The following is a 21,598-nucleotide window of genomic DNA, read 5'->3' on the forward strand; positions in this document are numbered from 1 at the left end:
TACTGCTACATATTTTTCTTTTTCTGTAAATCGTTTTTTCATAATAAAACACCCCGATTATTATTTTCAAATTGTGTCTAATAATCGGGGTGCAGTGCATGCATTAGCACCAGGAGGCTCACCAGCCGCCCGCGGAAAGCGAAGGATATTTCCGGAGCGGAGTTGGAGCCGCAATATTCGGGTTTTCTTTAGTTAATATACTTTTGTCCAAGCTCCTTTTAGGATGTTTTTTTATTTTCTTGTTGCTGTTTCATTAAAAGGGAGAAGTGGATTTCCGCTCCATGATGCTCGCACCTTCCGCTTTAATCAACTTGTATACGATGTAAGTGAATATCCTGTTTTATGAAGCAGTTTTTGTAATCATTTTAGCAATTTGTTCAAAGGACATTTGATTCGTCAAATCATATTCGCCTATTTGGAGCTGCTTTTGATAATCATGAGCAATCAAATACTGACTAAACTGTTTCTCATCTTTAATAATTTCTCCTGTTTTTAAGCGTTTGCTTATATCCATTGTTGTCATACCTTTTGTCACAGATAAATGGTAGCGAACGATTTCTTTATGTTTCTTCGTTTCAGAGGCCTTTTTTGATGTTTGTGATAACAATTGTTTATTTTTAGCTGCAAGTTGTTGATTTTGTTTTTGTAATTGGTCATATTCGCTTTTTTTTATCACGAGATAGCCTTTTTTTACATGACTCGTATTAGTAGAGAACAATGGCTGGCATGCTAATATAAGCAAGGCTGCAATGAGCAGTCCAAAAGCAAATGCTCTTGTTGTTTGTTTATTCATGTAAAACTCCTTTCGAAAAGAACGCATTACTTCGCATTCGAAGCTATAATTGATTGCACCTCGTCGACGGAGAGGGCAGATTGTTTTGCAATTTGCTCAAACGATAAACCTTGATTAAATAAAGCGAGTACTTGGCTTTTCAGAATTTCATTTATTGGTTTATTCTTTTTATGTTGAAGATCTGTTTTTGAAACAAATGGTTCTCCACCTAACAACTCTTCTTCTAACACTTTCAGTCTTTTTTTTAGTTTGTAGGATTCTTGGAAAAATTGCATTGATAATTCTTCTACTTCTTGATGTACTTGCTCTGTTCCATTTTTCTGGAAAAAGGAAAGAATAAAAAGAATAATTGCAGCAATTAATAGAATAACAACTATTGTATACAAATATTTCACTCCTTTAAAATCAATGGGATGCTCATTTATCAATTGTTTATCATCATGAATCTAATCATATTTATACCATTAAATGAAATGAAAGTTAATGACTTTTTTATTTACTGCTTTTTGATATAAAATCATACTAGCATTTCAGGAAAAAAAATGATATTATAGAAAAGTCGTATGAATAGTTGATGAAATGTCATGATGTTTGGAGGGAATTATAATGCGTGTAAATATAACATTAGCTTGCACAGAATGCGGTGAGCGTAACTATATTTCAACAAAAAATAAACGTACGAATCCAGACCGTATTGAATTAAAAAAATACTGTCCTAGAGAAAAACGTACTACAGTACACCGCGAAACAAAGTAAGCAGTAGGAATTTCCTGCTGCTTTTTTCTTTCCCTTTTTATTATAATGAGATTTAGGATGTGGTTCGATGGATAAGAAAACATTAAGAACACAATTGAAGGCAAAGCTTGCTACAATTGATCGGCCTAAATATGAGCAAAAATCATTACATATTGCAACAAAATTATACTCACTTCCCGAGTGGAAAGAAGCTGAAAAAATTGCCATTACAATATCAAATGTTCCAGAGGTAGATACATGGCAGATCATAAGAAAAGCGTGGGAACAGCAAAAAAAAGTGTGTGTTCCAAAATGCCTTTCAGATCAAAAACAACTTGAATTTTACGAATTGCGTGCTTTTACTGATTTAGAAAAGGGTTTTTATGGTCTATACGAGCCAATTAAAGAGGCGAAGAAAGTATCAAAAGATTCCATTGATATTATCATTGTTCCTGGATTAGCTTTTACTTATGAAGGGTATCGTTTAGGCTTTGGCGGTGGTTATTATGATCGATTTTTAGCCAATTTTACAAAGAAAACGATTTCTTTAGCTTTTAAAGAACAACTCATTGATTCTCTTCCAATTGAGACATTTGATATTCCGGTTAGAACAATTGTAACAGAAGACCAAATTATTTATGTTTAAACATGACGGATAAAATTCTCCATTCCACACACACTAAAAATAAAGTGAAAAAGAATGGAGTGAAAAAGATGAATGGCTGGGGAAAGTGGATTGCTTTATTTATTTTCTTAATTTCAGCTTATAAATATCGCTATAAATTAGTAAATGTCCTTCTAGGTAGCTATTTTCTTAGAAGATCGATTGTCAAAATTGCAATGTCTATCCCGAAATTAAGATCCACATTTATAAGCAGTGCTTTTAAATAGTAATTGTTAGACAGTGTTGCTTTATACGGAAATAGATTTTTTTCATGTTTTTAAACATGTATTAAATTGATAAATATTAAAAAAGAACGAATGCAAAAAAGGAAATTCTTTGCAGATCGTTCTTTTTTTCGTTATAGTAGATACAACATATTCGATATGATTAAAAAGGAAAAGGTAGGAGAGACTGTGAGCAGTAGAGAGGACTTCCTTTTTTGGCGATTAAGTCATTACTTTATTGTAGAGAAGGGCTACCGTCTTGTTCAAATGAGTGAAGGATTTGAGGAGCTCTGGTTAGAAAATGTTGCAAATAAACAGGCGCAATTCGTTCGTCTTCTTCGCTATGACTTAGATTGGGGGAATTGGCTAGCTCGTGATATTGCCCATGTCGGGACGCAAACAGAGAGTCTCTGTCAACAGTTAGGGAAAGCTTCTCTTCACACTTTAAATATCTATGTCAGCCAGTATCCGCCAGTCGATGATTATGAGGCACACATTTCGGAAAGTTTAGTTGTAAATAAGGGCAAAGCATATGTACATACGATTTTATTTGAAACGGAGCATTATATTGACAGCTTAAAACAATTAATGGTCACAATGGGCGATCGTCTCGATATTAAGCTAAATCATGCCTATGACGATAAAGATATTGAATTATTACAAAGATCGGTTTTAACTCAGGCAGTTCAAAATCAGGAAAAAGAAAAAAATCTATTTGAAGCAGCAACACCGTTTTTTACCTATATATTTTTAGCAGTTCAAATCGCAATATTTCTTATCATGACAGTAACAGGCGGAACAGAAAATACGGCAAATCTCATTCGCTTTGGTGCAAAGTATAATCCACTGATGTTACAAGGAGAATGGTGGAGGTTCATCATGCCTATATTTATTCATATTGGGATATTGCACTTATTAATGAACTCACTTTCACTCTATTATGTTGGAACATTGGTAGAAAAAATCTATGGACGAATTCGATTTGCATTGATTTATTTGTTTGCTGGTTTTTCAGGTACGCTAGCTAGTTTTTTGTTTAGCAATAGCATTTCCGCAGGGGCAAGCGGTGCAATTTTTGGTTTATTTGGTGCACTGCTATATATTGGCACTGTTTATCGAGCATTATTTTTTCGTACGATGGGCTCGAATGTGATTATGCTCGTCATTATAAACCTTGTCTTCGGTTTTACGGCATCGGGAATTGATAATTCTGGTCATATTGGCGGTTTAATTGGGGGATTTTTAGCTGCCGCAATTGTTCATTTGCCAAAAGAAAAACGCCTAATTGTACAAATTGTCTCCTTATTCATTACATTGCTGACAACAGTTTTACTACTTTATATTGGATTTCATCCAAATACTTAGAATAGTGTCGGGATTTTACAGTTTAAGAAATCCTCTGTTTTAATAAAACATAGTCTTGATCTTTTGTTGGAATCAATACATACAATGTTTTCTCCTTCAAATTGATTACAACGAGGGGAAGATAGCTGCCAATAGGATTCATTGGTGGCTTATTTTCATTTCTAAACCCAATCATATAATTTTTATATAATCCTTCCCATAGCTGACCAATGATTTTTTGTGTGTCAGCAACAGACAAGCCGCGTATTGGTGTTTGATTGTATTGATACAAGTCAGTCAACGGTATCGAAATAAGCTCCTTGTTAGTTAGTCCATATTTTGCTTTCCCCTTTATCCATAATGACTGTAATCTTTGAGTTGTGTATTGATTTAATGCAACTTGCCACTCACTTTCTGCTTTATTTTTAGGATGAATAAATGAAGAAGCATGTTTTGATGGTGAAACAATCATATATAGTTGGGCATTGGACATTTTTTGTGTACTTCTAATCGATTCACCGTTATGTAATTCACCATAATGAAAAGTGATCGCTTGAAATAATGCACTTTCTGAATTTGAAACGATTTTTTGTTCTTTAATGGTTTCGGTATTTGTTTTCCATTTTTTAATTCCTAAAGTGCCCTTTAACTGTCCATTTTCATACAATAAACCAACATCCTGACGAAGATAAGCTTTTCGATCTAATGTTGACTCAATGCTCCATAGAAGATGATACTGCTCTCCAAATGCCGAGGAAGTTTGGTGCAAACTCGTTTTCGTCTTTGTAAATCTCGCTTCTTTTTCAATTGAAAAAAAAAGAATGCTTTCCTTTGTTTGCTGATGGGGGAAAATGGTATATGTAACAAATACTATAACTAGCAGGAGTAAAAATATATAATATTTAAACTTATTATGCAATCGTTATCCCTCCCTTCAGTACAAAGGCAATTAAATATCATCGTTCCACATAAATGAGCCAATAATGATTCTGATCAAAAGTGAACAACCTTTATGAAAATATATGAACGAGTTATTTGTTTATGCACTGAAAGGAAAAGCTTGTTTGTATAACAATATTCTACTATACTTTTTTTAGAGCTTTTAATAAAAGGTTGGGAAGTTATGAGAACGCTTTATGATGTACAGCAATTATTAAAAACGTTTGGTATTATCGTTTATATTGGCGATCGTACAGCAGATCTTGAGTTAATGGAATTAGAGTTGAGGGAGCTATACACAGCTCAATTAATTGAAATAAAAACATATCAAACGGCTTTATTGTTAATTCGCCAGGCAAAACAATCTATAAAGGATAAAGGGTGAACTATATGGCTGATCAATTGATTTTAGGTGTAGATTTAGGTGGAACAACTACTAAAATAGCAATCTTAAATACGGACGGAGAAATTCAGCACAAGTGGGAAATTACCACTGATAGTTCAAATGACGGCGAACATATTTTGCCAAATATTGCGCAATCATTTACTGCAAAACTTGCTGAATTAAATCTATCAAAGACTGATTTTTTAGGTATTGGAATTGGGGTTCCAGGACCGGTGGATATGGAAGCAGGCATTATGTACGAGGCGGTTAATCTCGGCTGGTCTCCAAACTATCCTGTCGTTAAGAAATTGCAGGATTTAGCAAAAATGCCAGTTGTCATTGATAATGATGCAAATGTTGCTGCACTAGGAGAAATGTGGAAAGGTGCTGGAGAAGGGACGAAAGATTTAGTGTGTGTTACATTGGGGACCGGTGTTGGCGGCGGGATGATTGCTAATGGTGACATTATCCATGGTGTAAAGGGGGCAGCAGGAGAAATTGGTCATATTACAGTTGTTCCTGAACACGGGGCACCATGTAATTGCGGAAAAACTGGCTGCTTGGAAACAGTTGCATCGGCAACAGGCATTGTTCGTATTGCGAAGGAGCATATGCAAGCCTCAGAACAACCATCTGCTTTAAGGGACGTATTAAAACAGCATGGCTGCATTACTGCTAAAGATGTATTTGAATGTGCAAGTAATCATGATAAGCTCGCTGTTGAAGTCATTGATTACGTAACAATGCATTTAGGTTTAGCATTAGCAAATGTCGGAAATGCTTTAAATCCAGAAAAAATTGTCCTTGGTGGCGGAGTATCCAAAGCGGGAGATTCACTTTTAAAACCATTGCAAGCTTATTTTTCAACATTTGCTTTCTCAACGGTGGCAAAATCAACAACGATAGACGTTGCAACGTTAGAAAATGATGCAGGTGTGATTGGAGCCGCTTGGCTTGTTTTAAATAAGCAGCCATGATTTTTTAAATTTATATATATAATTGCTGCAATGATGGAGGTATGTTGATGGAATGGCAATCACTGTCTTTAGGTCCTGTTCAAGCAAACTGTTATATATTATGGAATGAACAATTGGAGTGCATTATTGTTGATCCTGGTGCGGAAGGGGAGAAAATTGAAGCTTTTATTAAGGAAAAGGGATTAATACCGCTAGCAATTTTATTAACTCACGCCCACTTTGATCATATTGGTGCACTTGATTACATTCGCGATATTTACGATGTACCAGCTTACGTTCACAAAAAAGAAGCTGCTTGGTTAAATGATGCATCTTTGAACGGCTCGCAATTATTCCCAGTAGGACAAGTCGCAGTCCGACCTGCTGAAAAGATTATTGAGCAGGAAGGAGATTTAACGATTAAACATTTTACATTTCAAGTGTTGGAAACACCAGGACACTCACCAGGAAGTATATCTTTTGTATTAAAAGCTGAGAATATCGTTATCTCAGGAGATGCTTTATTTGCTGGGAGTATCGGAAGAACAGATTTACCTGGTGGCAGTCACAAGGAACTGCTTGCGAGCATTCATAATAAACTCCTTACATTAAGGGAAGATACGATTGTTCTTCCAGGGCATGGACGTCCGACTACCATTATAGATGAAATGGATGGAAACCCATTTCTCAATGGATTTTAATCTTTTCCCCATCTGCTTGTATCGGTAAAAACGGTCTGGATGGGGTATTCTACTATACAAAGGATGTTCAAATGAATGTTATATCGTTCATAAAGATGAAGCTAATTGGGCGAGACGCTTGCGGGAAACGCGGAATTGCTGAGACCCCGTAGGCTCAGCAGCCTGGAGCGAAAATGTTTATGATGAAAAAACAATAGAGTGTTGAAAAACAGCCTTTTCATTTTGACTATTCAATAGATATTATATTAAGCGAGGAGGTGCCTATAATATGCTAAATCAAAAATATACGATCGATTCTAAATATATACAACAGCATTTAGCAAATGAAAGAACCTATTTAGCATGGATTCGCACAAGCATTACGATAATGGGTGTAGGTTTTTTAATTACAAATCTGCATTTCTCAACATTGTCTTCAAAAATATTAATAAGTGATGTGTTAGCGAAAATAATTGGATTAACATCTATTTTTGTGGGAATCATTTCAATCATTATTTCAACTTTTACATACTTTCAAAAGAGCAAAAAGATTAATCAGCAAACATTTACTTTTTCAAGCTTATCTGTCATTTTTCTTTCGGTAGCACTTGTCCTTATTTTCATCGTATTTAGTATTTATTTTTTGTGTATTTGGGGTTTCTGACATCCTGTCTCAGTACCAAATTTTATAAGTGGTTTAACTCCCTTTTCTATACACTAGGGGGGTACGGTAATTTAAGTATAAAAAGATAATCATAATTACTATGAAGGGGGATTCAAACAGGTGGACATAATGAAACAATCAGAAGAAAAAGTGTTAACTGGCCATGGCGAACATTGTGATAGGAAAAGTCATCATTCTGAGAAAGTAAAAAAGAATTTAGTGACACGTCTAAATAGAATAGAAGGACAGATTAGAGGAATAAAGGGGCTGATTGAAAAAGACACTTATTGTGATGATGTGATAAATCAAATTTCTGCTACACAATCGGCGCTAAATAGTGTTGCAAAAATTTTACTTGAAGGTCATTTAAAAGGGTGCGTTATGGATCGACTGCAAGCGGGAGAAATGGAAGTACTTGATGAATTGTTAGTGACGATTCAGCGATTGATGAAAAAATAATTGAAAGGAGAATTTAAAATGGAAAAAATAATATTAAATGTTAATGGAATAGTGGGAAAATGAGCGTGCTTTCAAGGCACGTTATTTTTAACATCCTGTTATGCCTTCTATTGGTAAAAAGAGGGCGAGCATAAAAATGCAATAAAGGAATCGCTTATCATAATATAATATGTTCAGTTTGGACGGCTTTATTTTTAGGTTATTGCACTCCAATGCATTTTATGAATCGTGATAGTGGGTATAATGCCATTTAAGAGCTTTGATTTGAAGAATACAAAAACGCATTTATCGAAATGCGTTTTTATATAAATCTGTATTGTAAAAATTAATTGTTATCAAATTATGTACACTTTTCACTTTATATTTGCAATCGGTAACTGAATCGTAAAAGTTGTTCCGATCCCCTCTTTGCTATCTACTATAATTTTACCATTGTGATTTGTAATAATATGATGAGTCACCATTAAGCCTAAACCAGTTCCTTCAGTTTTATCAGTGAAAAAGGATTGACCAATTTTATGTATTTTATCAGCGGGAATTCCTATACCATTATCAACAATGCTAGCAAAAATATTAGTAGCATCATAGTCTATTTTTATATATATTGTCCCCTTTTTATCAATCGCTTCAATGGCATTTTTTATAAGGTTTACAAAAACTTGTTTTAATTGTACTTTATCACCACGGACAAAGAGGGCTCGGTATTTCTCTGGTTTGAAATAAATATTAATTTTTCGTTTAAAAGCTTCTGTTCCAAAGAGTGCTAAAGATTCTTCAATAATTTCTGCTAGCAATTCAACTTTAAAATCAGTTTCCTTCGGTTTTGCTAAATACAATAATTCATTAGCAATATGTTCAATTTGTGTAATTTCAGAATGAATAATATTGAAATATCGGTTGTTCGAAAATTCTGTATTAAGAAGCTGTAGAAATCCTTTAATTGAAGTGATCGGGTTGCGAATATCATGAACGATCCCGGAAGCTAATTCACCTATAACAGATAACTTTTCTTTTTGCATAATTAATTGTTGCGTTTTTTTAGCTTCAGTTATATCACGAATCACAATTTGTGCCATTAATTTATTATTGCGATGCATATAAGGAATGGCCATAATTTCTACATCAATGATTCTTCCATCCATACGAATCATTTTTTGCTCCATTACAGGTGCATGTTCTTTATATCCGATGACTCGTTTTAATCTTTGTCTACAAATACTGTGAAAGTCAGGATGTAAAAATTGATCAAAGTTTTTTCCAATAATATTTTCTTTTTGTTTCAAGCCTAATAAATTGATACAAGCTTTATTTGCATATACGACGATTCGATTATCTAATATAATATTTGTGTCTAAGCTTCCTTCAATAATTTGCTGGAAATCAAAGTCTAATTGTGAATGTGACATGTTGCTTTTTAACAAAGGATTTCCTCCTTTCCCATACATAATATAAACGATTGCGTGATTTTAGTAAAGCACCTCATTTTTCGTCAAAATAAACTCTCGTTGGCAACATGAAAGGTGAGATTTTTTGAAGAATACAAGTAAATGATAGGTATAAATACCCCAGGAAAAATAACTATGTCCATGCATTTATTAACATGGATAAAAAATTTAAAAATTTATTTTTTTTTTTGAAGGAATTTAAAAAAATATGTCGAAATGTGAGAATACAAATTTAAAAGGGTGGTGTTATATGGAAAATGTCTATTGAAAAAATAGTAGAGTTATTATTAAGTCATGCACTTAATAATAAGGTAACAGATGTTCATATCGTCCCTAGGAGACATGACTATCACGTTCAATTTCGGCAGTTTGGAAGAATTTATCCCCACAGGAATTTATCTTCAAAAACTGGAGAAAGATTGATTTCCCATCTTAAATTTATGTCGACGTTAGATATTAGCGAAAAACGTAAGCCTCAAAGTGGTTCTTTCCAATTAAATCTTTCCAAGCAATTGGTTTCTCTGCGAATTTCTACATTACCAACTTCACTATCGAAAGAAAGTTTAGTTATTCGAATTCTCCCAAATGATGATCAAATATCACTTGATCAATTGTCTCTTTTTCCTTCCAGTTTGAAAAAATTACTTGCCCTTATTCAGCACTCACACGGCATGATTATTTTTACAGGTCCGACGGGGTCCGGCAAATCTACAACAATGTACACATTAGTCGAGCATTGTGCAAATAAGTTAATGCGTAATGTTATTACACTTGAAGATCCTGTTGAGAAACAAAGTGATTCATTTTTACAAGTTCAAGTAAATGAGAAAGCAGGAGTTACTTATAGTACAGGATTAAAGGCAATTCTTAGGCATGATCCTGATATTATTCTAGTTGGTGAAATTCGCGATGGAGAAACTGCACAAATTGCAGTAAGAGCTGCTTTAACAGGTCATTTAGTATTGTCGACGATGCATACTCGCGATGCAAAAGGAGCGGTTTATCGTTTACAAGAGTTCGGGGTAAAGCCGCAAGAAATTGAGCAAACCTTGCTTGCTATCAGTGCGCAGAGATTAATATTGTTGCAGTGCCCAGTTTGCGGAGTACAATATTCACAGTTTTGTATCCATCATTTAAAAAATAGGCAAGCTGCTGTTTATGAGCTGCTATATGGAAGAAATCTACAAAAAGCAATACGGGAGGCCAATGGAGAAAAGGTACATTGCCGTTATGTCACAATAAGAGATTGGTTAAGAAAGGGGATTGCACTTGGCTATATTTCAACTGAAGAATATTACCGCTGGATTGTTGAAGATGAGGAACAGGAAGAGCATCGCGGATCAAGGGAATTTTCTCACTCGTATTAGCGAGCTGCTTACAAATGGATTTTCTATTTCTGAAGCAATTCAATTCCTTCAACATATTGATCCAAAAGGGAACTATTTTTCTCATTTCATATTAGAGGAACTACAAAAAGGAATTCCCTTACATGAAGTACTGCTAAAAGAAAAGTTTGATAAAAATGCTTGCTCACAAATCTATTTCGCAGAAAAACATGGTCATATGATTGAAGCTTTAAAGGAGGCGGGGAACTATTTATTAAAGAAACATAAAGATATTACAACACTATGGAAACTGTTGAGATACCCAATTTTATTATTGATTATTTTATTCATTGTTATAAGTTTACTAAAAACAATTCTATTGCCGCAATTCGAAAGTATTTATGAATCTTTGAACTATACTCCTTCAAAACAACTCCAACTCTTTCTCTATCTTATGCAGCATATTCCAAATTATTTTTTATACTTCATTTTACTATTTATAATAATGTTCCTCACGTTTTTTTCGTATATTTACAGGAAGTCTCCCATCGAAAGAGCAAGATGGCTTTCTAAAATTCCCTTTTACAATTTCTACTATAAACATTACAATAGTCAATTCCTTGCAAGAGAATGGAGTTTTCTATTAAAGAGCGGTTTTTCAATTCATGAAATATTACTTCTCATGGAATCGCAACATTTCAGACCTTTATTAAGAGATACTGCAAAAGAATTGCATCACCAACTATTACTAGGAAAAACGATATCGGAAGCATTTACGAATATTGTCTTTATTGAGAAACAATTTGTTATCCTTATTCGTCATGGCGAGAAAAACGGAAAATTAGATCAGGAGTTGTTTTATTATAGCCAAATTAGTTTAAAAAGGATGGAAGAACATATTCACACGATATTTCAAATTATACAGCCAATCATATTTATGATAATTGGAATATTTCTCATAGCCATTTACATGTCTATATTATTTCCTATGTTTCAAATGATTGATGCAGTATAAATTATAACGTAAAAAATTGGAGGAATTCATGATGAACAATCAAAAAGGATTCACTTTAGTTGAAATGCTCATAGTGCTTCTCGTTATAACTGTTTTGCTATTTTTAATGATCCCAAATATATCACAGCACAGCAAATCAATTAATAATAAGGGATGTGAAGCTTTTGTTGATATGGTACAAGGACAGGTGCAAGCATATGAAATGGATCATCAGGCATATCCAACAAGTGTAAATCAATTAAAAGATGCAGGATATATTTCAAAGACGAGCTGTCCGAATGGTGATCCTGTAGAGATTAGCAGCAGTGGAGTTGTATCTGTAGATGGCAGCAATTAAAACAATAAGTAATGAGGAACAAGGATTCACTTTAATTGAAATGTTAATTGTTATTCTCGTAATGACAATTGTTGCTTCATTTGGTTTTATAAACATAAAACCTCTGTGGACTACTGTAAAGAAACATTTATTTATCAATCAACTTCAAGTTGATTTATATTATGCACAAACGTATGCGATCACTAAGCAAACAAATGTTTATGTCCAATTTTATGAACGAGCAAATCGCTATATGATGACAGACAATCAGCATCAGCATCTTATTGTTGATCGAAAACTACCGGAGAATGTTGATATGTTAAGTGAAGGAACTTTTTCCTCATATACAATCAATCCAGATGGAAATGTGACGAACTTTGGAACGATTTATTTTCGAGCGGGAGAGGAACAAGTTAAATTAGTTGTGAACATCGGAAGGGGGAGATTTTATGTCCAAGAATGAGGACGGATTTACATTGGTAGAAGCAGTGACCGCTTTTGCCATCGTGCTTCTGATTACGACTGCGTTATTTCCGTTAATGCTCAATATATTAGCACAGTTAGAACAGTCAAAAAAGGATATGATGGCATCACGTTTATTGTATGAACATATTGAAGAATGGATAAGAATAGGACAACGATCCTCCAGCAGCCATCAATTAGTAGGAAATACGGATTTCATATTTAATATTGATGATCAAGATAAAAAAGCATGTGTGGACTATGAAAAAAGACAAATTTGCATACAAGGCTCTTTTTAATCAACATGCTTTTACGCTGATTGAAAGCATGTTTGTTCTCTGGATCGTTGTCACTATTTTTTTGCTATTCCCACTTATGATTAAAACGTACGCCCATATTCAGCGGGTTATAACCCCAGAAGAAACATATGAATGGAATATATTTTTAATTCAATTTCGAAAAGAGTTAGGGATCAGTAAAAGTTATACCATCGAAAACAACCATATTAAGTTGTTGGTTAATAATAATTTCGTTTCGTATGAACCGTACGGAGCATTAATCAGAAGAAGAGTAAATGAAACCGGTCATGAAGTCGTCTTGCGCAATGTAAAGGATGTGAAATTTACAGAGGTAGGGCATAAGCTTCAACTTGTTGTTCAATTTCTAAATCAAACAAAGGAGGAAGCTGTCTTAATTCCAGTTGAAAGCAGTGATGCGAATGAGAGTACGGAGTTTAAATAGATACAAAAATGATAAAGGATTTATTTTTCCACTAGCTATAGCTTATTCATTATTAACATTTGTCATGTTGATTTCAAGTGTAAGTATTTATGTTTCTGAAAAACAGTATACGTCATTAATGAAAGACTACTATAACTGTAATTCAATGTTATTATTGGCGCTTAAACATATCATCGACATGGTAGACGATGGAAAAGAAGTCAATCATGGTGTAGTGCAATTTTCTGCCGGAGAGGTTTCATACAATATTCAAAAGCAACAAGACAACAATATTATCATATCAGTCCAAATGAAAAATTCGCGAAATGAAACGCTGAAAAGTGAAATGTTATATAACTTAAAAAATAAACAGATTATGGAATGGAAAGAATAACAAATAGCCTATTAAAAAAATATGAATAGATTGCACCGTATTTGGTAATAATGCGGATTGTATAGGTGGTGATGAATATAAATACAAATGATTATGTTAAATATATGACAGAAACATTTATGCAGCATATGCAAATTCCTAAAAACGAACGAAAAGAGAAAAAATTGCAGAAAAAGAATGAGAAACCATCATTTTTTATACGTTGGTTTGGAACGACACCATACTACTTGTTTATGTTCATGAAAAGAAAATAAAGTTTTGTTTACAATTCGGACTGTCAAGTTTTGCTTATGCAAAATCACATGACAGTCTATTTATTTATACGATCGTATCTTTTAAATAAAAAACGCCGCCATTAATCAATTCAATAATAATTTTTGGCTCATATTGTTCTTTTAATGCTTCTTTTTCTATGTTATATGAGTCGGGCTTCTCATCCATATCTTCGTAAAATAGATCAAGTAAAGCCAAATCTTGATTCCAGCGGTTCATTGCTTCTATCGCCCAACCGTGATCTTCCTGGGCAAACTCATTACGTAAAAATTGTTCTATTCTTTTTACTCCACTTCCCAATTTAATCAACGGTGTTAAAGTAAAACAGTAGTCGGGAATTTTTGGTGTCAACATTTTTTCTTCGAGTTTCGTTTGGAAATCTTCTACAAGTTTACCATGAATTAAATTTAAACCGAACGAACGCATGACATCTTTTTTTAAATCGCATTGATAAGAGATCTTTACATTGAGTCCTAGCCATGGAAATAAAGAAGTTTGTTTCCCGTTTGTATTCACATCTTCGAATAAACGAACGAAACGTGCAAATTTTTTTGTAGTTTGAAAAATTTGATTTAATCTCGGTGCGCCAAAATGAATAAGTTCACCCTTCGTATTTTGTGGAGCCTTTTCCTGATCTGTTATTAATGTTAATGTCATAGGATTCGGAGTTCCGCCTGTTTTTTCTAAGTATGTCCAGTAAAAAGGACGGTTCATCAGTTCTTTATCAAGATCAATTGTTAGCTGCACCTTTAAATAGCCAGGATGATTCTCAAGTATTTCGCAGCCGTTTGTCGTGAAATATTGTTCAAGATATTGATGTATTTCTTCTTGAAGCATCACTTTGTTCCTCCTGTTCTCGTATAGACTCAGCAAACTCAATCATTTGTGTTAAATTTTCCATTTTAATTTTCATTTCCCCTTCAGAATTGGATGAATGAAAAATATCAACTAAATGGTCCTCTAATTTTCCGAATTCAAGACGAGTTAAAATTGCATCTAACTCACCTACGACACGTTCGAACAAATTAATTTTTTCATATAATAATTTCAGAATATGCTCTTCAACCGTATTTTTTGTAGCAAAATTATAAATATGGACATCTTCTTCCTGGCCAAGGCGATGTACACGACCGATTCTTTGTTCTAATCTCATTGGATTCCAAGGTAAGTCGAAATTAATAATATGATGGCAAAATTGTAAGTTAATTCCTTCTCCACCAGCTTCTGTTGCAATTAATACTTGTGCATGCTTTTGAAATAATTCTCTCATCCAGTCCTTTTTACCGCGTTTAAATCCGCCTCTAAAAGGAACAGAAGTAATGCCGTGCTGTTTTAAAAACCATTGTAAATACAATTGTGTTGCACGATATTCTGTAAAAATAATGACTTTATCATCGATTTTTTTAATCAACTCTAATGTTTTTTCTGCTTTTGAATTGCTTGATACTGCTTCAATCTTTTTAATAATACCTGCAATTGTGTCCTGTAAAATTGAAGAAGCGTCAGTGTCTTTTTTCAGCATATTTTTTAATGTGATAAAAACGGCTTCCCTGCTGCTGCATGCTTCTCTCTGTAATGTTAACAATGAGAAACCTGCTGTATGATAGCCATCATACAGTTGTTTTAATGATTGCAGCGATTGGTATAATTCTTTCTCTTCATGATTAAAATCGATTAATATTGTTTGCACATGTCTCTTTGTCCATTCAATGCCTGTATTGGCACGACGATTGCGAATCATCACTTTATTTACAAGCTGCTTCAAAGCTTCATCTTCTCTTACATCACGGTCTCCGCTTTTATATTTTTCGCTGAAATTTGTAGCACTGCCCAAATGTCCTGGCTTTAATAATGATACGAGATGAAAAATTTCATCAATTCTATTTTGAATAGGGGTAGCTGTTAGCAACAAACAAAATTTCTTCTTTAAATTTTGTACAAATTCATAGTTTTTTGTCTTTGCATTTTTTAGTTTATGGGCCTCATCAATGATGACAAGATCATATTGTTGCTCATAAATGATTTCCCGGTGTGGACTTCTTTTGGCTGTATCCATTGAAGAGACAATACAGTCATATTGATCCCACATATAACTTTTGCGCTGTCCAACTGCAGGAATATGGAATTTTTGATTTAACTCATTAACCCATTGCGATACTAATGAAGCAGGCACTAAAATGAGTACTTTCTTTACAAGACCACGAATCATATATTCTTTTAAAATTAAGCCAGCTTCAATTGTTTTACCGAGTCCAACTTCATCTGCCAAAATTGCTTTTCCGTTCATGTTCTCAACTACTTGCTGAGCGACTTCCAGTTGGTGAGGCAGCGGTTTAACATTTGCTAAATGCCGCGGTGCTTGTAATCCTTTAAACTCAGGAATAATGAATTGCTTTTCCATTTCAATAGCTAATTTATATAACCCCCAGTCCCCCCAAGGACCATCTTTCTCATAACGTTCAACGAGGTCTTTTTCCCATTCAATATTAAAATCTATTTTTAGGTCCATGAAAGCTCACTCCTAAATCCATTTTTATATAAGCTAATTGTGCATCCATTAATATGGGAGCATTTTGATAAGAAAACGGGAAAATGATGTTTTCCGTCACTAAAAGAAATACGGCAATATATTCAAAATAAAAGTTACTTGTAAAATCTTAATGTTCATAAGATAAACCTGCTGTTATATGTATAAAAAACGTACATTGTTGTAATTGAACATAAAAATGTTCGGTTATTTTTGTGAAAAGCTAAAAAAATTCGTTGATTTTAGCTAGTATTTAATGATAGGATGAACATGAGGATGACAGCAAACCACATGTTCGAAACGATTGAAGTCATTCGTCATATCTTTGACTTTGTTTTAATATGTTTCAATATTAGCAATTTGTTTTAATTAAAGTTATTTACTTAAAAATGAGATTTTATTAGTAGTATGCCCATTTTTAAAATAAATATTGGCGGATGACAATAAGGGGAGAGACTGTTTTTTACGGCGCCGAAGGAGCAAACAGATTATGTGAATCTCTCAGGCAAAAAGACTCTTATTTGGACGCGACTCTGGAGAGAGCTTTACGATAAAGCCACCAAAGGGGACACCCATTAGGGGAAACTTTCAGGTACCATGACAGAGAATACCTACAATTATAGGGGTATCTCTGTCTTTTTTTATACGGTTTGCTGTTATGTCCATTACGCTTCAACCATCGTTAAAAAATTCTTGGGGGTATGTTTGTGACAAAGTTAAAAAGGACACCTTTATTTGATGTCTATCATGAATATGGTGGTAAAACGATTGATTTTGGAGGATGGGAACTTCCTGTCCAGTTTTCAGGCATTCAAAAAGAGCATGAAGCTGTACGGACAAAGGCTGGCTTATTTGATGTGTCACATATGGGTGAAGTGATTGTAGAAGGCAAAGATAGTTTGCGATACTTACAAAAAATGGTAACCAACAATGTTGAAAATTTAAAGCCAGGGTATGCCCAATATACAGCAATGTGCTATGAAAATGGGGGAACAGTAGACGACCTCCTTATATACCAACTAGCAGAAAATAAATATTTGTTAGTTGTTAATGCCGCAAATATTGAAAAAGATTATGCGTGGTTAAAGGAACATCAGGATGGAAAAGTCGCAATACATAATATATCGGATTCTATCGCGCAATTGGCAATTCAAGGTCCTTTTGCCGAAACGGTATTGCAAAAATTAATAGAAGATTTGGATTTATCGACAATGAAATCTTTTACCTTTGCACAACATGTGGATGTTAACGGGATAACTACTTTAGTGTCACGTACTGGTTATACGGGGGAAGATGGGTTTGAACTATATTGTAAACAAGAAAATGCCGTTCAGTTATGGAAAGCATTATTGCAGGCCGGTGAAAATGAAGGGATACAGCCATGTGGACTTGGAGCCCGTGATACATTGCGATTTGAAGCTGCCCTTTGTTTATATGGTCAAGAGTTATCAGCTGACATATCACCTTTAGAGGCAAAAATTGGTTTTGCTGTTAAGCTGAATAAAGATGTCAACTTTATTGGGAAAGAAGCTTTGCAAAAACAAAAAGAGCAAGGTGTTCCACGAAAGCTCGTTGGCGTTGAGATGATAGAACGGGGAATTCCACGCCACGGCTATAAAGTTTGGGCAGGTAATGAATATATTGGTGAAGTTACAACTGGTACACATTCACCAACTTTGAAAAAGAATATCGGGCTTGCATTATTAAAAACGCCATTTACTGAGCGTGATCAAGAAGTGGAAATTGAAATTCGCTCAAAAAGAGTGAAAGCAAAAGTTATTTTAACACCTTTTTATAAACGTTAAAGGATGGGAGAAAAAAGAAGATGATGAAGCATCGTTATTTGCCAATGACAGAAGAGGATAAAAATGAGATGTTACAAACAATAGGGGTAACTTCTGTAGATGAGCTATTTCAAGATATTCCAGAAAAAGTTCGTTTCAAAGGGGATTATGATATTAAAGAAGCGAAATCTGAAACAGCATTGTTAGCAGAACTATCAGATCTTGCTGCCAAAAATGCTAATCTTAAACATCATGTTTCTTTTCTAGGTGCAGGTGTATACGACCATTATATTCCGACAATTGTTGATCATGTGATTTCAAGATCAGAATTTTATACAGCCTATACTCCGTACCAGCCGGAAATATCTCAAGGGGAATTACAAGCTATCTTTGAATTTCAAACGATGATTTGTGAATTAACGGGGATGGAAGTTGCTAATTCTTCAATGTATGATGGGGGAACGGCATTAGCAGAAGCGGCCATGTTAAGCTGCGGGCATACGCGCCGAAAAAAAATTCTTATTTCCAAAACTGTTCACCCACAATCTCGGGCTGTTTTACAGACATATGCAAAAGGTCAAGGGATTTTAGTAGAGGAGATCTCATTTGCCAATGGCACGACAGATATAGAACAAATACAACATAAAATGGATGACGACGTTGCTGCTGTCATTGTCCAATATCCAAACTTCTTCGGACAAATCGAGCCATTGAAAGAAATAGAGGAAATCGTTCACGCACATAAAGGGTTATTTATTGTTTCAGCTAATTTACTTTCATTAGGCGTTTTAACACCTCCAGGCACTTTTGGTGCGGATATTGTTATAGGTGATGCACAAGTGTTTGGAATCCCTGCTGCATTTGGCGGACCACATTGCGGATATTTTGCCGTAACAAAGAAATTAATGCGCAAAGTACCTGGGAGATTAGTGGGAGAAACAATTGATGAGAATGGAAAAAGAGGTTATGTATTAACATTACAGGCCCGTGAACAGCATATTCGTCGTGATAAAGCTACATCTAACATTTGTTCAAACCAAGCGTTAAATGCTCTTGCGGCTTCCGTTGCCATGACTGCGTTAGGGAAAAAAGGTGTTAAAGAAATGGCGCTGCAAAATATTTATAAAGCACAATATGCCAAAAACTATTTACAAAAAATTGGATTCGAAGTGGCATTTGCTGGAGCATTCTTTAATGAGTTTGTTATTAAAGTTCCAAAAGGGATAAAAGAAATAAATCAATCGTTACTAACGAAAAACATAATTGGTGGCTATGATTTAACAGCTGATTATCCAGAACTTTCAAATCACATGCTCATTGCTGTAACTGAATTGCGAACAAAGGCGCAAATTGAAACATTTGCAAAGGAATTGGGAGGGTATTGTCATGCTAAATGAAGATCAACCACTTATTTTCGAACGTTCGAAACCTGGGCGAATTGGTTATAGTTTACCACCATTAGATGTTCAAGAACTTGATTTGAAAGAGATATTTCCTACTGAATACATTCGCAATGAGGAGCCTGAACTTCCAGAGGTATCGGAATTAGATATTATGCGGCATTATACATTGTTATCCAAACATAATCACGGAGTAGATTCAGGGTTTTATCCGCTTGGTTCTTGTACAATGAAATATAATCCGAAAATAAACGAATCGGTTGCTCGTTTTCCAGGTTTTGCCCATATCCATCCTTTACAAGATGAAAGTTCTGTTCAAGGTGCACTTGAACTGATGTATGACTTACAGCAGCATCTTGTTGAAATCACTGGAATGGATGAAGTTACATTACAGCCTGCTGCTGGTGCACACGGCGAGTGGACAGGTTTAATGCTAATTAGAGCTTATCATGAAGCGAACGGTGATATGAAACGGACAAAAGTGATTATTCCTGATTCTGCCCATGGAACAAATCCAGCTTCTGCCACAGTTGCTGGATTTGAAACAATTACTGTTAAGTCCAATGAACAAGGACTTGTTGATATTGACGACTTAAGAAACATTGTTGGCGAAGATACGGCAGCACTCATGTTAACCAATCCCAATACATTAGGATTATTTGAGGAAAACATTTTAGAAATGGCTGAAATTGTCCATGAAGCTGGTGGAAAATTATATTATGATGGTGCTAATTTAAATGCTGTATTAGCAAAAGCGCGGCCAGGGGATATGGGTTTTGATGTTGTTCATTTGAATTTACACAAAACATTTACTGGTCCACACGGTGGAGGTGGCCCTGGTTCAGGACCTGTTGGGGTAAAAAAAGAGTTAATTCCATTTTTACCAAAGCCAGTTATTACAAAAAAAGATCAGCAATATGTACTTGATTATGATCGCCCGCAATCAATTGGTAGAGTTAAACCATTTTATGGAAATTTCGGTATAAATGTACGAGCATACACATATATACGGTCAATGGGGCCAGATGGTTTAAAAGCAGTCACTGAAAATGCTGTTATTAATGCAAACTATATGATGAGAAGACTTTCAGAATATTATGTGCTTCCATACGATCGCCATTGTAAACACGAGTTTGTCATAAGTGGAAGCAAGCAAAAAAAATTAGGGGTCCGTACTTTCGATATTGCAAAACGGTTACTAGATTTTGGGTTTCACCCTCCTACTGTTTATTTTCCATTAAACGTTGAAGAATGTATGATGATTGAACCGACTGAAACTGAATCAAAAGAAACATTGGATGAATTTATTGATGCCATGATTCAGATCGCAAAAGAAGCAGAAGAACATCCTGAAATTGTGCAAGAAGCACCACATACTACTATCATTAAACGACTTGACGAAACAAGAGCGGCACGCAAGCCAGTATTGCGATATACAAGGGAATAAAGGAAACAACATTACATCTCATCTTTATTTTGAAAATAAAATATACGAATGAGGGCTGCCAAAAGGAAATACAACAATTTAACTCCTTTATAGGCAGCCCTATTTTTCTTATATAATTATTGTTTGGCTTTGATCTTACCTGTCCAATTTTTATATCCACCTTTTAATTGGCTAAGATCACGATATCCTTTGCGATAAAGCATTTGTGCAGCACGTACAGATCTCGTGCCATTTTGACAATATAAATATACAGGTTTATCGGAACGAATTTCTTTTATCCGCATTTTTAATTGGGACAATGGAATATTTCTAGCTCCTAAAATATGTCCGTTGTCAAATTCGTTTGGCTCACGAACATCGATAAGTTGAGCTTTACGGTAACCGGCTTTAAATTCTTCTTGAGTCAAGCTCTTAAGAATTTTTTTCTGTCTAAAATAAGTAGTGAGACTGTACACTAGAATTGCGCCTACGACGATTATAACTGAATACCATGTTTGTGACATGTTGTTTCCCCCTTTCCTACAGTTTACACTATTTTCTATTATATTCGTGATTTCGGTTAGAATCAAAATCTTTTTTTACGAATTCGCTTTCTTTGTTTTTTTAATAGGTTTTGATAAACTAGATACGTAAATTCTATAAAAGAG

27 protein-coding genes and 1 riboswitch are annotated in these 21,598 nt (G+C 34.5%); of the genes, 20 read left to right on the forward strand and 7 right to left on the reverse strand.

Annotated elements, in window-relative coordinates:
* Nucleotides 1-340 precede the first annotated feature (340 nt).
* Both G4D61_RS08670 and G4D61_RS08675 read right to left on the reverse strand, forming a co-directional pair.
* Entirely contained in the window at nt 341-793 is a 453-nt protein-coding gene (locus G4D61_RS08670) for an endolytic transglycosylase MltG (protein WP_163173746.1), read from the reverse strand.
* Nucleotides 794-819: 26 nt separating this feature from the next.
* A complete protein-coding gene (locus tag G4D61_RS08675) occupies nt 820-1,179 on the reverse strand; it encodes a hypothetical protein (RefSeq protein ID WP_163173748.1) in 360 nt (119 codons plus the stop codon).
* 220 nt (nt 1,180-1,399) lie between these two features.
* On the opposite strand from G4D61_RS08675, the gene rpmG reads away from it, so the two are divergent.
* From rpmG to G4D61_RS18485, 4 genes are all read left to right on the forward strand, one after another.
* Entirely contained in the window at nt 1,400-1,549 is a 150-nt protein-coding gene (gene rpmG, locus G4D61_RS08680) for a 50S ribosomal protein L33 (RefSeq protein ID WP_025726705.1), read from the forward strand.
* 67 nt (nt 1,550-1,616) lie between these two features.
* Nucleotides 1,617-2,174 carry a 5-formyltetrahydrofolate cyclo-ligase gene (locus G4D61_RS08685; protein ID WP_025726706.1) on the forward strand — a complete coding sequence of 186 codons (558 nt, stop codon included), beginning with the start codon at nt 1,617-1,619 and terminating at the stop codon, nt 2,172-2,174.
* A gap of 68 nt (nt 2,175-2,242) precedes the next feature.
* Entirely contained in the window at nt 2,243-2,419 is a 177-nt protein-coding gene (gene yqgO, locus G4D61_RS08690) for a protein YqgO (protein ID WP_163173750.1), read from the forward strand.
* 186 nt (nt 2,420-2,605) lie between these two features.
* The gene (locus G4D61_RS18485) at nt 2,606-3,781 is read left to right on the forward strand and encodes a rhomboid family intramembrane serine protease (RefSeq protein ID WP_025726707.1); all 1,176 of its coding nucleotides are present in this window, start codon (nt 2,606-2,608) and stop codon (nt 3,779-3,781) included.
* 22 nt (nt 3,782-3,803) lie between these two features.
* Here G4D61_RS18485 and G4D61_RS08700 read toward each other — a convergent pair whose 3' ends face one another.
* Nucleotides 3,804-4,679 (reverse strand): hypothetical protein, encoded by an 876-nt coding sequence (locus tag G4D61_RS08700; RefSeq protein ID WP_052137913.1) that lies wholly within the window; start codon nt 4,677-4,679, stop codon nt 3,804-3,806.
* A 204-nt stretch (nt 4,680-4,883) separates the two neighbouring features.
* Here G4D61_RS08700 and G4D61_RS08705 point away from each other — a divergent pair, with 204 nt between their 5' ends.
* The 5 genes from G4D61_RS08705 to G4D61_RS08725 all read left to right on the forward strand — a co-directional run bounded on the left by G4D61_RS08705 (nt 4,884) and on the right by G4D61_RS08725 (nt 7,843).
* Nucleotides 4,884-5,084 carry a YqgQ family protein gene (locus G4D61_RS08705; protein ID WP_025726709.1) on the forward strand — a complete coding sequence of 67 codons (201 nt, stop codon included), beginning with the start codon at nt 4,884-4,886 and terminating at the stop codon, nt 5,082-5,084.
* A 5-nt stretch (nt 5,085-5,089) separates the two neighbouring features.
* Nucleotides 5,090-6,061: an ROK family glucokinase gene (locus G4D61_RS08710; protein ID WP_025726710.1), complete on the forward strand. Its 972-nt coding sequence runs from the start codon at nt 5,090-5,092 to the stop codon at nt 6,059-6,061.
* A gap of 47 nt (nt 6,062-6,108) precedes the next feature.
* Nucleotides 6,109-6,741, forward strand: a complete 633-nt coding sequence (locus G4D61_RS08715; RefSeq protein ID WP_025726711.1) for an MBL fold metallo-hydrolase — start codon at nt 6,109-6,111, stop codon at nt 6,739-6,741.
* Nucleotides 6,742-7,009: 268 nt separating this feature from the next.
* Nucleotides 7,010-7,384 carry a YidH family protein gene (locus tag G4D61_RS08720; RefSeq protein ID WP_025726712.1) on the forward strand — a complete coding sequence of 125 codons (375 nt, stop codon included), beginning with the start codon at nt 7,010-7,012 and terminating at the stop codon, nt 7,382-7,384.
* A 129-nt stretch (nt 7,385-7,513) separates the two neighbouring features.
* Nucleotides 7,514-7,843: a metal-sensitive transcriptional regulator gene (locus G4D61_RS08725; protein WP_051476214.1), complete on the forward strand. Its 330-nt coding sequence runs from the start codon at nt 7,514-7,516 to the stop codon at nt 7,841-7,843.
* 353 nt (nt 7,844-8,196) lie between these two features.
* Here the strand turns inward: G4D61_RS08725 and G4D61_RS08730 are convergent, their stop codons facing one another.
* Nucleotides 8,197-9,264 (reverse strand): ATP-binding protein, encoded by a 1,068-nt coding sequence (locus G4D61_RS08730; RefSeq protein WP_025726714.1) that lies wholly within the window; start codon nt 9,262-9,264, stop codon nt 8,197-8,199.
* A 281-nt stretch (nt 9,265-9,545) separates the two neighbouring features.
* On the opposite strand from G4D61_RS08730, the gene comGA reads away from it, so the two are divergent.
* The 8 genes from comGA to G4D61_RS08770 all read left to right on the forward strand — a co-directional run bounded on the left by comGA (nt 9,546) and on the right by G4D61_RS08770 (nt 13,774).
* Nucleotides 9,546-10,655 carry a competence type IV pilus ATPase ComGA gene (gene comGA / locus G4D61_RS08735; RefSeq protein ID WP_035355216.1) on the forward strand — a complete coding sequence of 370 codons (1,110 nt, stop codon included), beginning with the start codon at nt 9,546-9,548 and terminating at the stop codon, nt 10,653-10,655.
* Nucleotides 10,603-11,628, forward strand: coding sequence for a competence type IV pilus assembly protein ComGB (gene comGB, locus G4D61_RS08740; protein ID WP_081979097.1), 1,026 nt, complete (start codon nt 10,603-10,605; stop codon nt 11,626-11,628). Before comGA ends, comGB begins: the two co-directional genes overlap by 53 nt.
* A gap of 28 nt (nt 11,629-11,656) precedes the next feature.
* The gene (gene comGC, locus G4D61_RS08745) at nt 11,657-11,965 is read left to right on the forward strand and encodes a competence type IV pilus major pilin ComGC (protein ID WP_371316468.1); all 309 of its coding nucleotides are present in this window, start codon (nt 11,657-11,659) and stop codon (nt 11,963-11,965) included.
* On the forward strand, nt 11,952-12,407 hold the full coding sequence (comGD, locus tag G4D61_RS08750; RefSeq protein ID WP_035348101.1) for a competence type IV pilus minor pilin ComGD: 456 nt from the start codon (nt 11,952-11,954) through the stop codon (nt 12,405-12,407). The genes comGC and comGD overlap by 14 nt, the downstream gene beginning before the upstream one ends.
* A complete protein-coding gene (locus G4D61_RS08755) occupies nt 12,394-12,705 on the forward strand; it encodes a type II secretion system protein (protein WP_025726719.1) in 312 nt (103 codons plus the stop codon). The genes comGD and G4D61_RS08755 overlap by 14 nt, the downstream gene beginning before the upstream one ends.
* Nucleotides 12,668-13,147 carry a competence type IV pilus minor pilin ComGF gene (gene comGF / locus G4D61_RS08760; protein ID WP_052137915.1) on the forward strand — a complete coding sequence of 160 codons (480 nt, stop codon included), beginning with the start codon at nt 12,668-12,670 and terminating at the stop codon, nt 13,145-13,147. The genes G4D61_RS08755 and comGF overlap by 38 nt, the downstream gene beginning before the upstream one ends.
* Complete coding sequence (gene comGG / locus G4D61_RS08765) at nt 13,125-13,520, forward strand: competence type IV pilus minor pilin ComGG (RefSeq protein ID WP_161783382.1); 396 nt, start codon at nt 13,125-13,127, stop codon at nt 13,518-13,520. Before comGF ends, comGG begins: the two co-directional genes overlap by 23 nt.
* Nucleotides 13,521-13,591: 71 nt before the next feature.
* Nucleotides 13,592-13,774: a YqzE family protein gene (locus tag G4D61_RS08770; RefSeq protein WP_035348103.1), complete on the forward strand. Its 183-nt coding sequence runs from the start codon at nt 13,592-13,594 to the stop codon at nt 13,772-13,774.
* Nucleotides 13,775-13,838: 64 nt separating this feature from the next.
* Here the strand turns inward: G4D61_RS08770 and G4D61_RS08775 are convergent, their stop codons facing one another.
* A complete protein-coding gene (locus tag G4D61_RS08775; protein ID WP_025726722.1) occupies nt 13,839-14,630 on the reverse strand; it encodes a YqhG family protein in 792 nt (263 codons plus the stop codon).
* Nucleotides 14,599-16,302, reverse strand: a complete 1,704-nt coding sequence (locus tag G4D61_RS08780; RefSeq protein ID WP_025726723.1) for a DEAD/DEAH box helicase — start codon at nt 16,300-16,302, stop codon at nt 14,599-14,601. Before G4D61_RS08780 ends, G4D61_RS08775 begins: the two co-directional genes overlap by 32 nt.
* Nucleotides 16,303-16,757: 455 nt before the next feature.
* Nucleotides 16,758-16,847, forward strand: a riboswitch (glycine riboswitch).
* 180 nt (nt 16,848-17,027) lie between these two features.
* On the opposite strand from G4D61_RS08780, the gene gcvT reads away from it, so the two are divergent.
* From gcvT to gcvPB, 3 genes are read left to right on the forward strand one after another with little or no spacing between them, the layout of a single operon-like run.
* Complete coding sequence (gene gcvT / locus G4D61_RS08785) at nt 17,028-18,125, forward strand: glycine cleavage system aminomethyltransferase GcvT (RefSeq protein WP_235425150.1); 1,098 nt, start codon at nt 17,028-17,030, stop codon at nt 18,123-18,125.
* A 23-nt stretch (nt 18,126-18,148) separates the two neighbouring features.
* Nucleotides 18,149-19,501 carry an aminomethyl-transferring glycine dehydrogenase subunit GcvPA gene (gene gcvPA / locus G4D61_RS08790; RefSeq protein ID WP_035355241.1) on the forward strand — a complete coding sequence of 451 codons (1,353 nt, stop codon included), beginning with the start codon at nt 18,149-18,151 and terminating at the stop codon, nt 19,499-19,501.
* Complete coding sequence (gene gcvPB / locus G4D61_RS08795) at nt 19,491-20,951, forward strand: aminomethyl-transferring glycine dehydrogenase subunit GcvPB (protein WP_025726725.1); 1,461 nt, start codon at nt 19,491-19,493, stop codon at nt 20,949-20,951. Before gcvPA ends, gcvPB begins: the two co-directional genes overlap by 11 nt.
* 116 nt (nt 20,952-21,067) lie before the next feature.
* Here gcvPB and G4D61_RS08800 read toward each other — a convergent pair whose 3' ends face one another.
* Nucleotides 21,068-21,454, reverse strand: coding sequence for a rhodanese-like domain-containing protein (locus tag G4D61_RS08800; RefSeq protein ID WP_025726726.1), 387 nt, complete (start codon nt 21,452-21,454; stop codon nt 21,068-21,070).
* Nucleotides 21,455-21,598 lie beyond the last annotated feature (144 nt).

Origin of the sequence: Heyndrickxia ginsengihumi, from assembly GCF_011008565.1 — a bacterium.
Taxonomy (GTDB): Bacteria; Bacillota; Bacilli; order Bacillales; family Bacillaceae_C; genus Weizmannia; species Weizmannia ginsengihumi.

Excerpts from the sequence above, each read along its gene's own strand:
- G4D61_RS08720 (WP_025726712.1), top strand. The coding sequence starts at position 7,010 with ATGCTAAATCAAAAATATACGATCGATTCTAAATATATACAACAGCAT.
- comGF (WP_052137915.1), top strand. The coding sequence starts at position 12,668 with ATGAAAAAAGACAAATTTGCATACAAGGCTCTTTTTAATCAACATGCT.
- comGC (WP_371316468.1), top strand. The coding sequence starts at position 11,657 with ATGATGAACAATCAAAAAGGATTCACTTTAGTTGAAATGCTCATAGTG.
- comGB (WP_081979097.1), top strand. The coding sequence starts at position 10,603 with ATGAGGAACAGGAAGAGCATCGCGGATCAAGGGAATTTTCTCACTCGT.
- gcvPB (WP_025726725.1), top strand. The coding sequence starts at position 19,491 with ATGCTAAATGAAGATCAACCACTTATTTTCGAACGTTCGAAACCTGGG.
- G4D61_RS08685 (WP_025726706.1), top strand. The coding sequence starts at position 1,617 with ATGGATAAGAAAACATTAAGAACACAATTGAAGGCAAAGCTTGCTACA.
- comGD (WP_035348101.1), top strand. The coding sequence starts at position 11,952 with ATGGCAGCAATTAAAACAATAAGTAATGAGGAACAAGGATTCACTTTA.
- G4D61_RS08670 (WP_163173746.1), bottom strand. The coding sequence starts at position 793 with ATGAATAAACAAACAACAAGAGCATTTGCTTTTGGACTGCTCATTGCA.
- G4D61_RS08725 (WP_051476214.1), top strand. The coding sequence starts at position 7,514 with ATGAAACAATCAGAAGAAAAAGTGTTAACTGGCCATGGCGAACATTGT.
- G4D61_RS08775 (WP_025726722.1), bottom strand. The coding sequence starts at position 14,630 with ATGCTTCAAGAAGAAATACATCAATATCTTGAACAATATTTCACGACA.
- G4D61_RS08800 (WP_025726726.1), bottom strand. The coding sequence starts at position 21,454 with ATGTCACAAACATGGTATTCAGTTATAATCGTCGTAGGCGCAATTCTA.
- G4D61_RS08755 (WP_025726719.1), top strand. The coding sequence starts at position 12,394 with ATGTCCAAGAATGAGGACGGATTTACATTGGTAGAAGCAGTGACCGCT.
- yqgO (WP_163173750.1), top strand. The coding sequence starts at position 2,243 with ATGAATGGCTGGGGAAAGTGGATTGCTTTATTTATTTTCTTAATTTCA.
- G4D61_RS08705 (WP_025726709.1), top strand. The coding sequence starts at position 4,884 with ATGAGAACGCTTTATGATGTACAGCAATTATTAAAAACGTTTGGTATT.
- gcvPA (WP_035355241.1), top strand. The coding sequence starts at position 18,149 with ATGAAGCATCGTTATTTGCCAATGACAGAAGAGGATAAAAATGAGATG.
- G4D61_RS08770 (WP_035348103.1), top strand. The coding sequence starts at position 13,592 with ATGAATATAAATACAAATGATTATGTTAAATATATGACAGAAACATTT.
- G4D61_RS08715 (WP_025726711.1), top strand. The coding sequence starts at position 6,109 with ATGGAATGGCAATCACTGTCTTTAGGTCCTGTTCAAGCAAACTGTTAT.
- comGA (WP_035355216.1), top strand. The coding sequence starts at position 9,546 with ATGTCTATTGAAAAAATAGTAGAGTTATTATTAAGTCATGCACTTAAT.
- G4D61_RS08710 (WP_025726710.1), top strand. The coding sequence starts at position 5,090 with ATGGCTGATCAATTGATTTTAGGTGTAGATTTAGGTGGAACAACTACT.
- G4D61_RS08780 (WP_025726723.1), bottom strand. The coding sequence starts at position 16,302 with ATGGACCTAAAAATAGATTTTAATATTGAATGGGAAAAAGACCTCGTT.
- rpmG (WP_025726705.1), top strand. The coding sequence starts at position 1,400 with ATGCGTGTAAATATAACATTAGCTTGCACAGAATGCGGTGAGCGTAAC.
- comGG (WP_161783382.1), top strand. The coding sequence starts at position 13,125 with ATGAGAGTACGGAGTTTAAATAGATACAAAAATGATAAAGGATTTATT.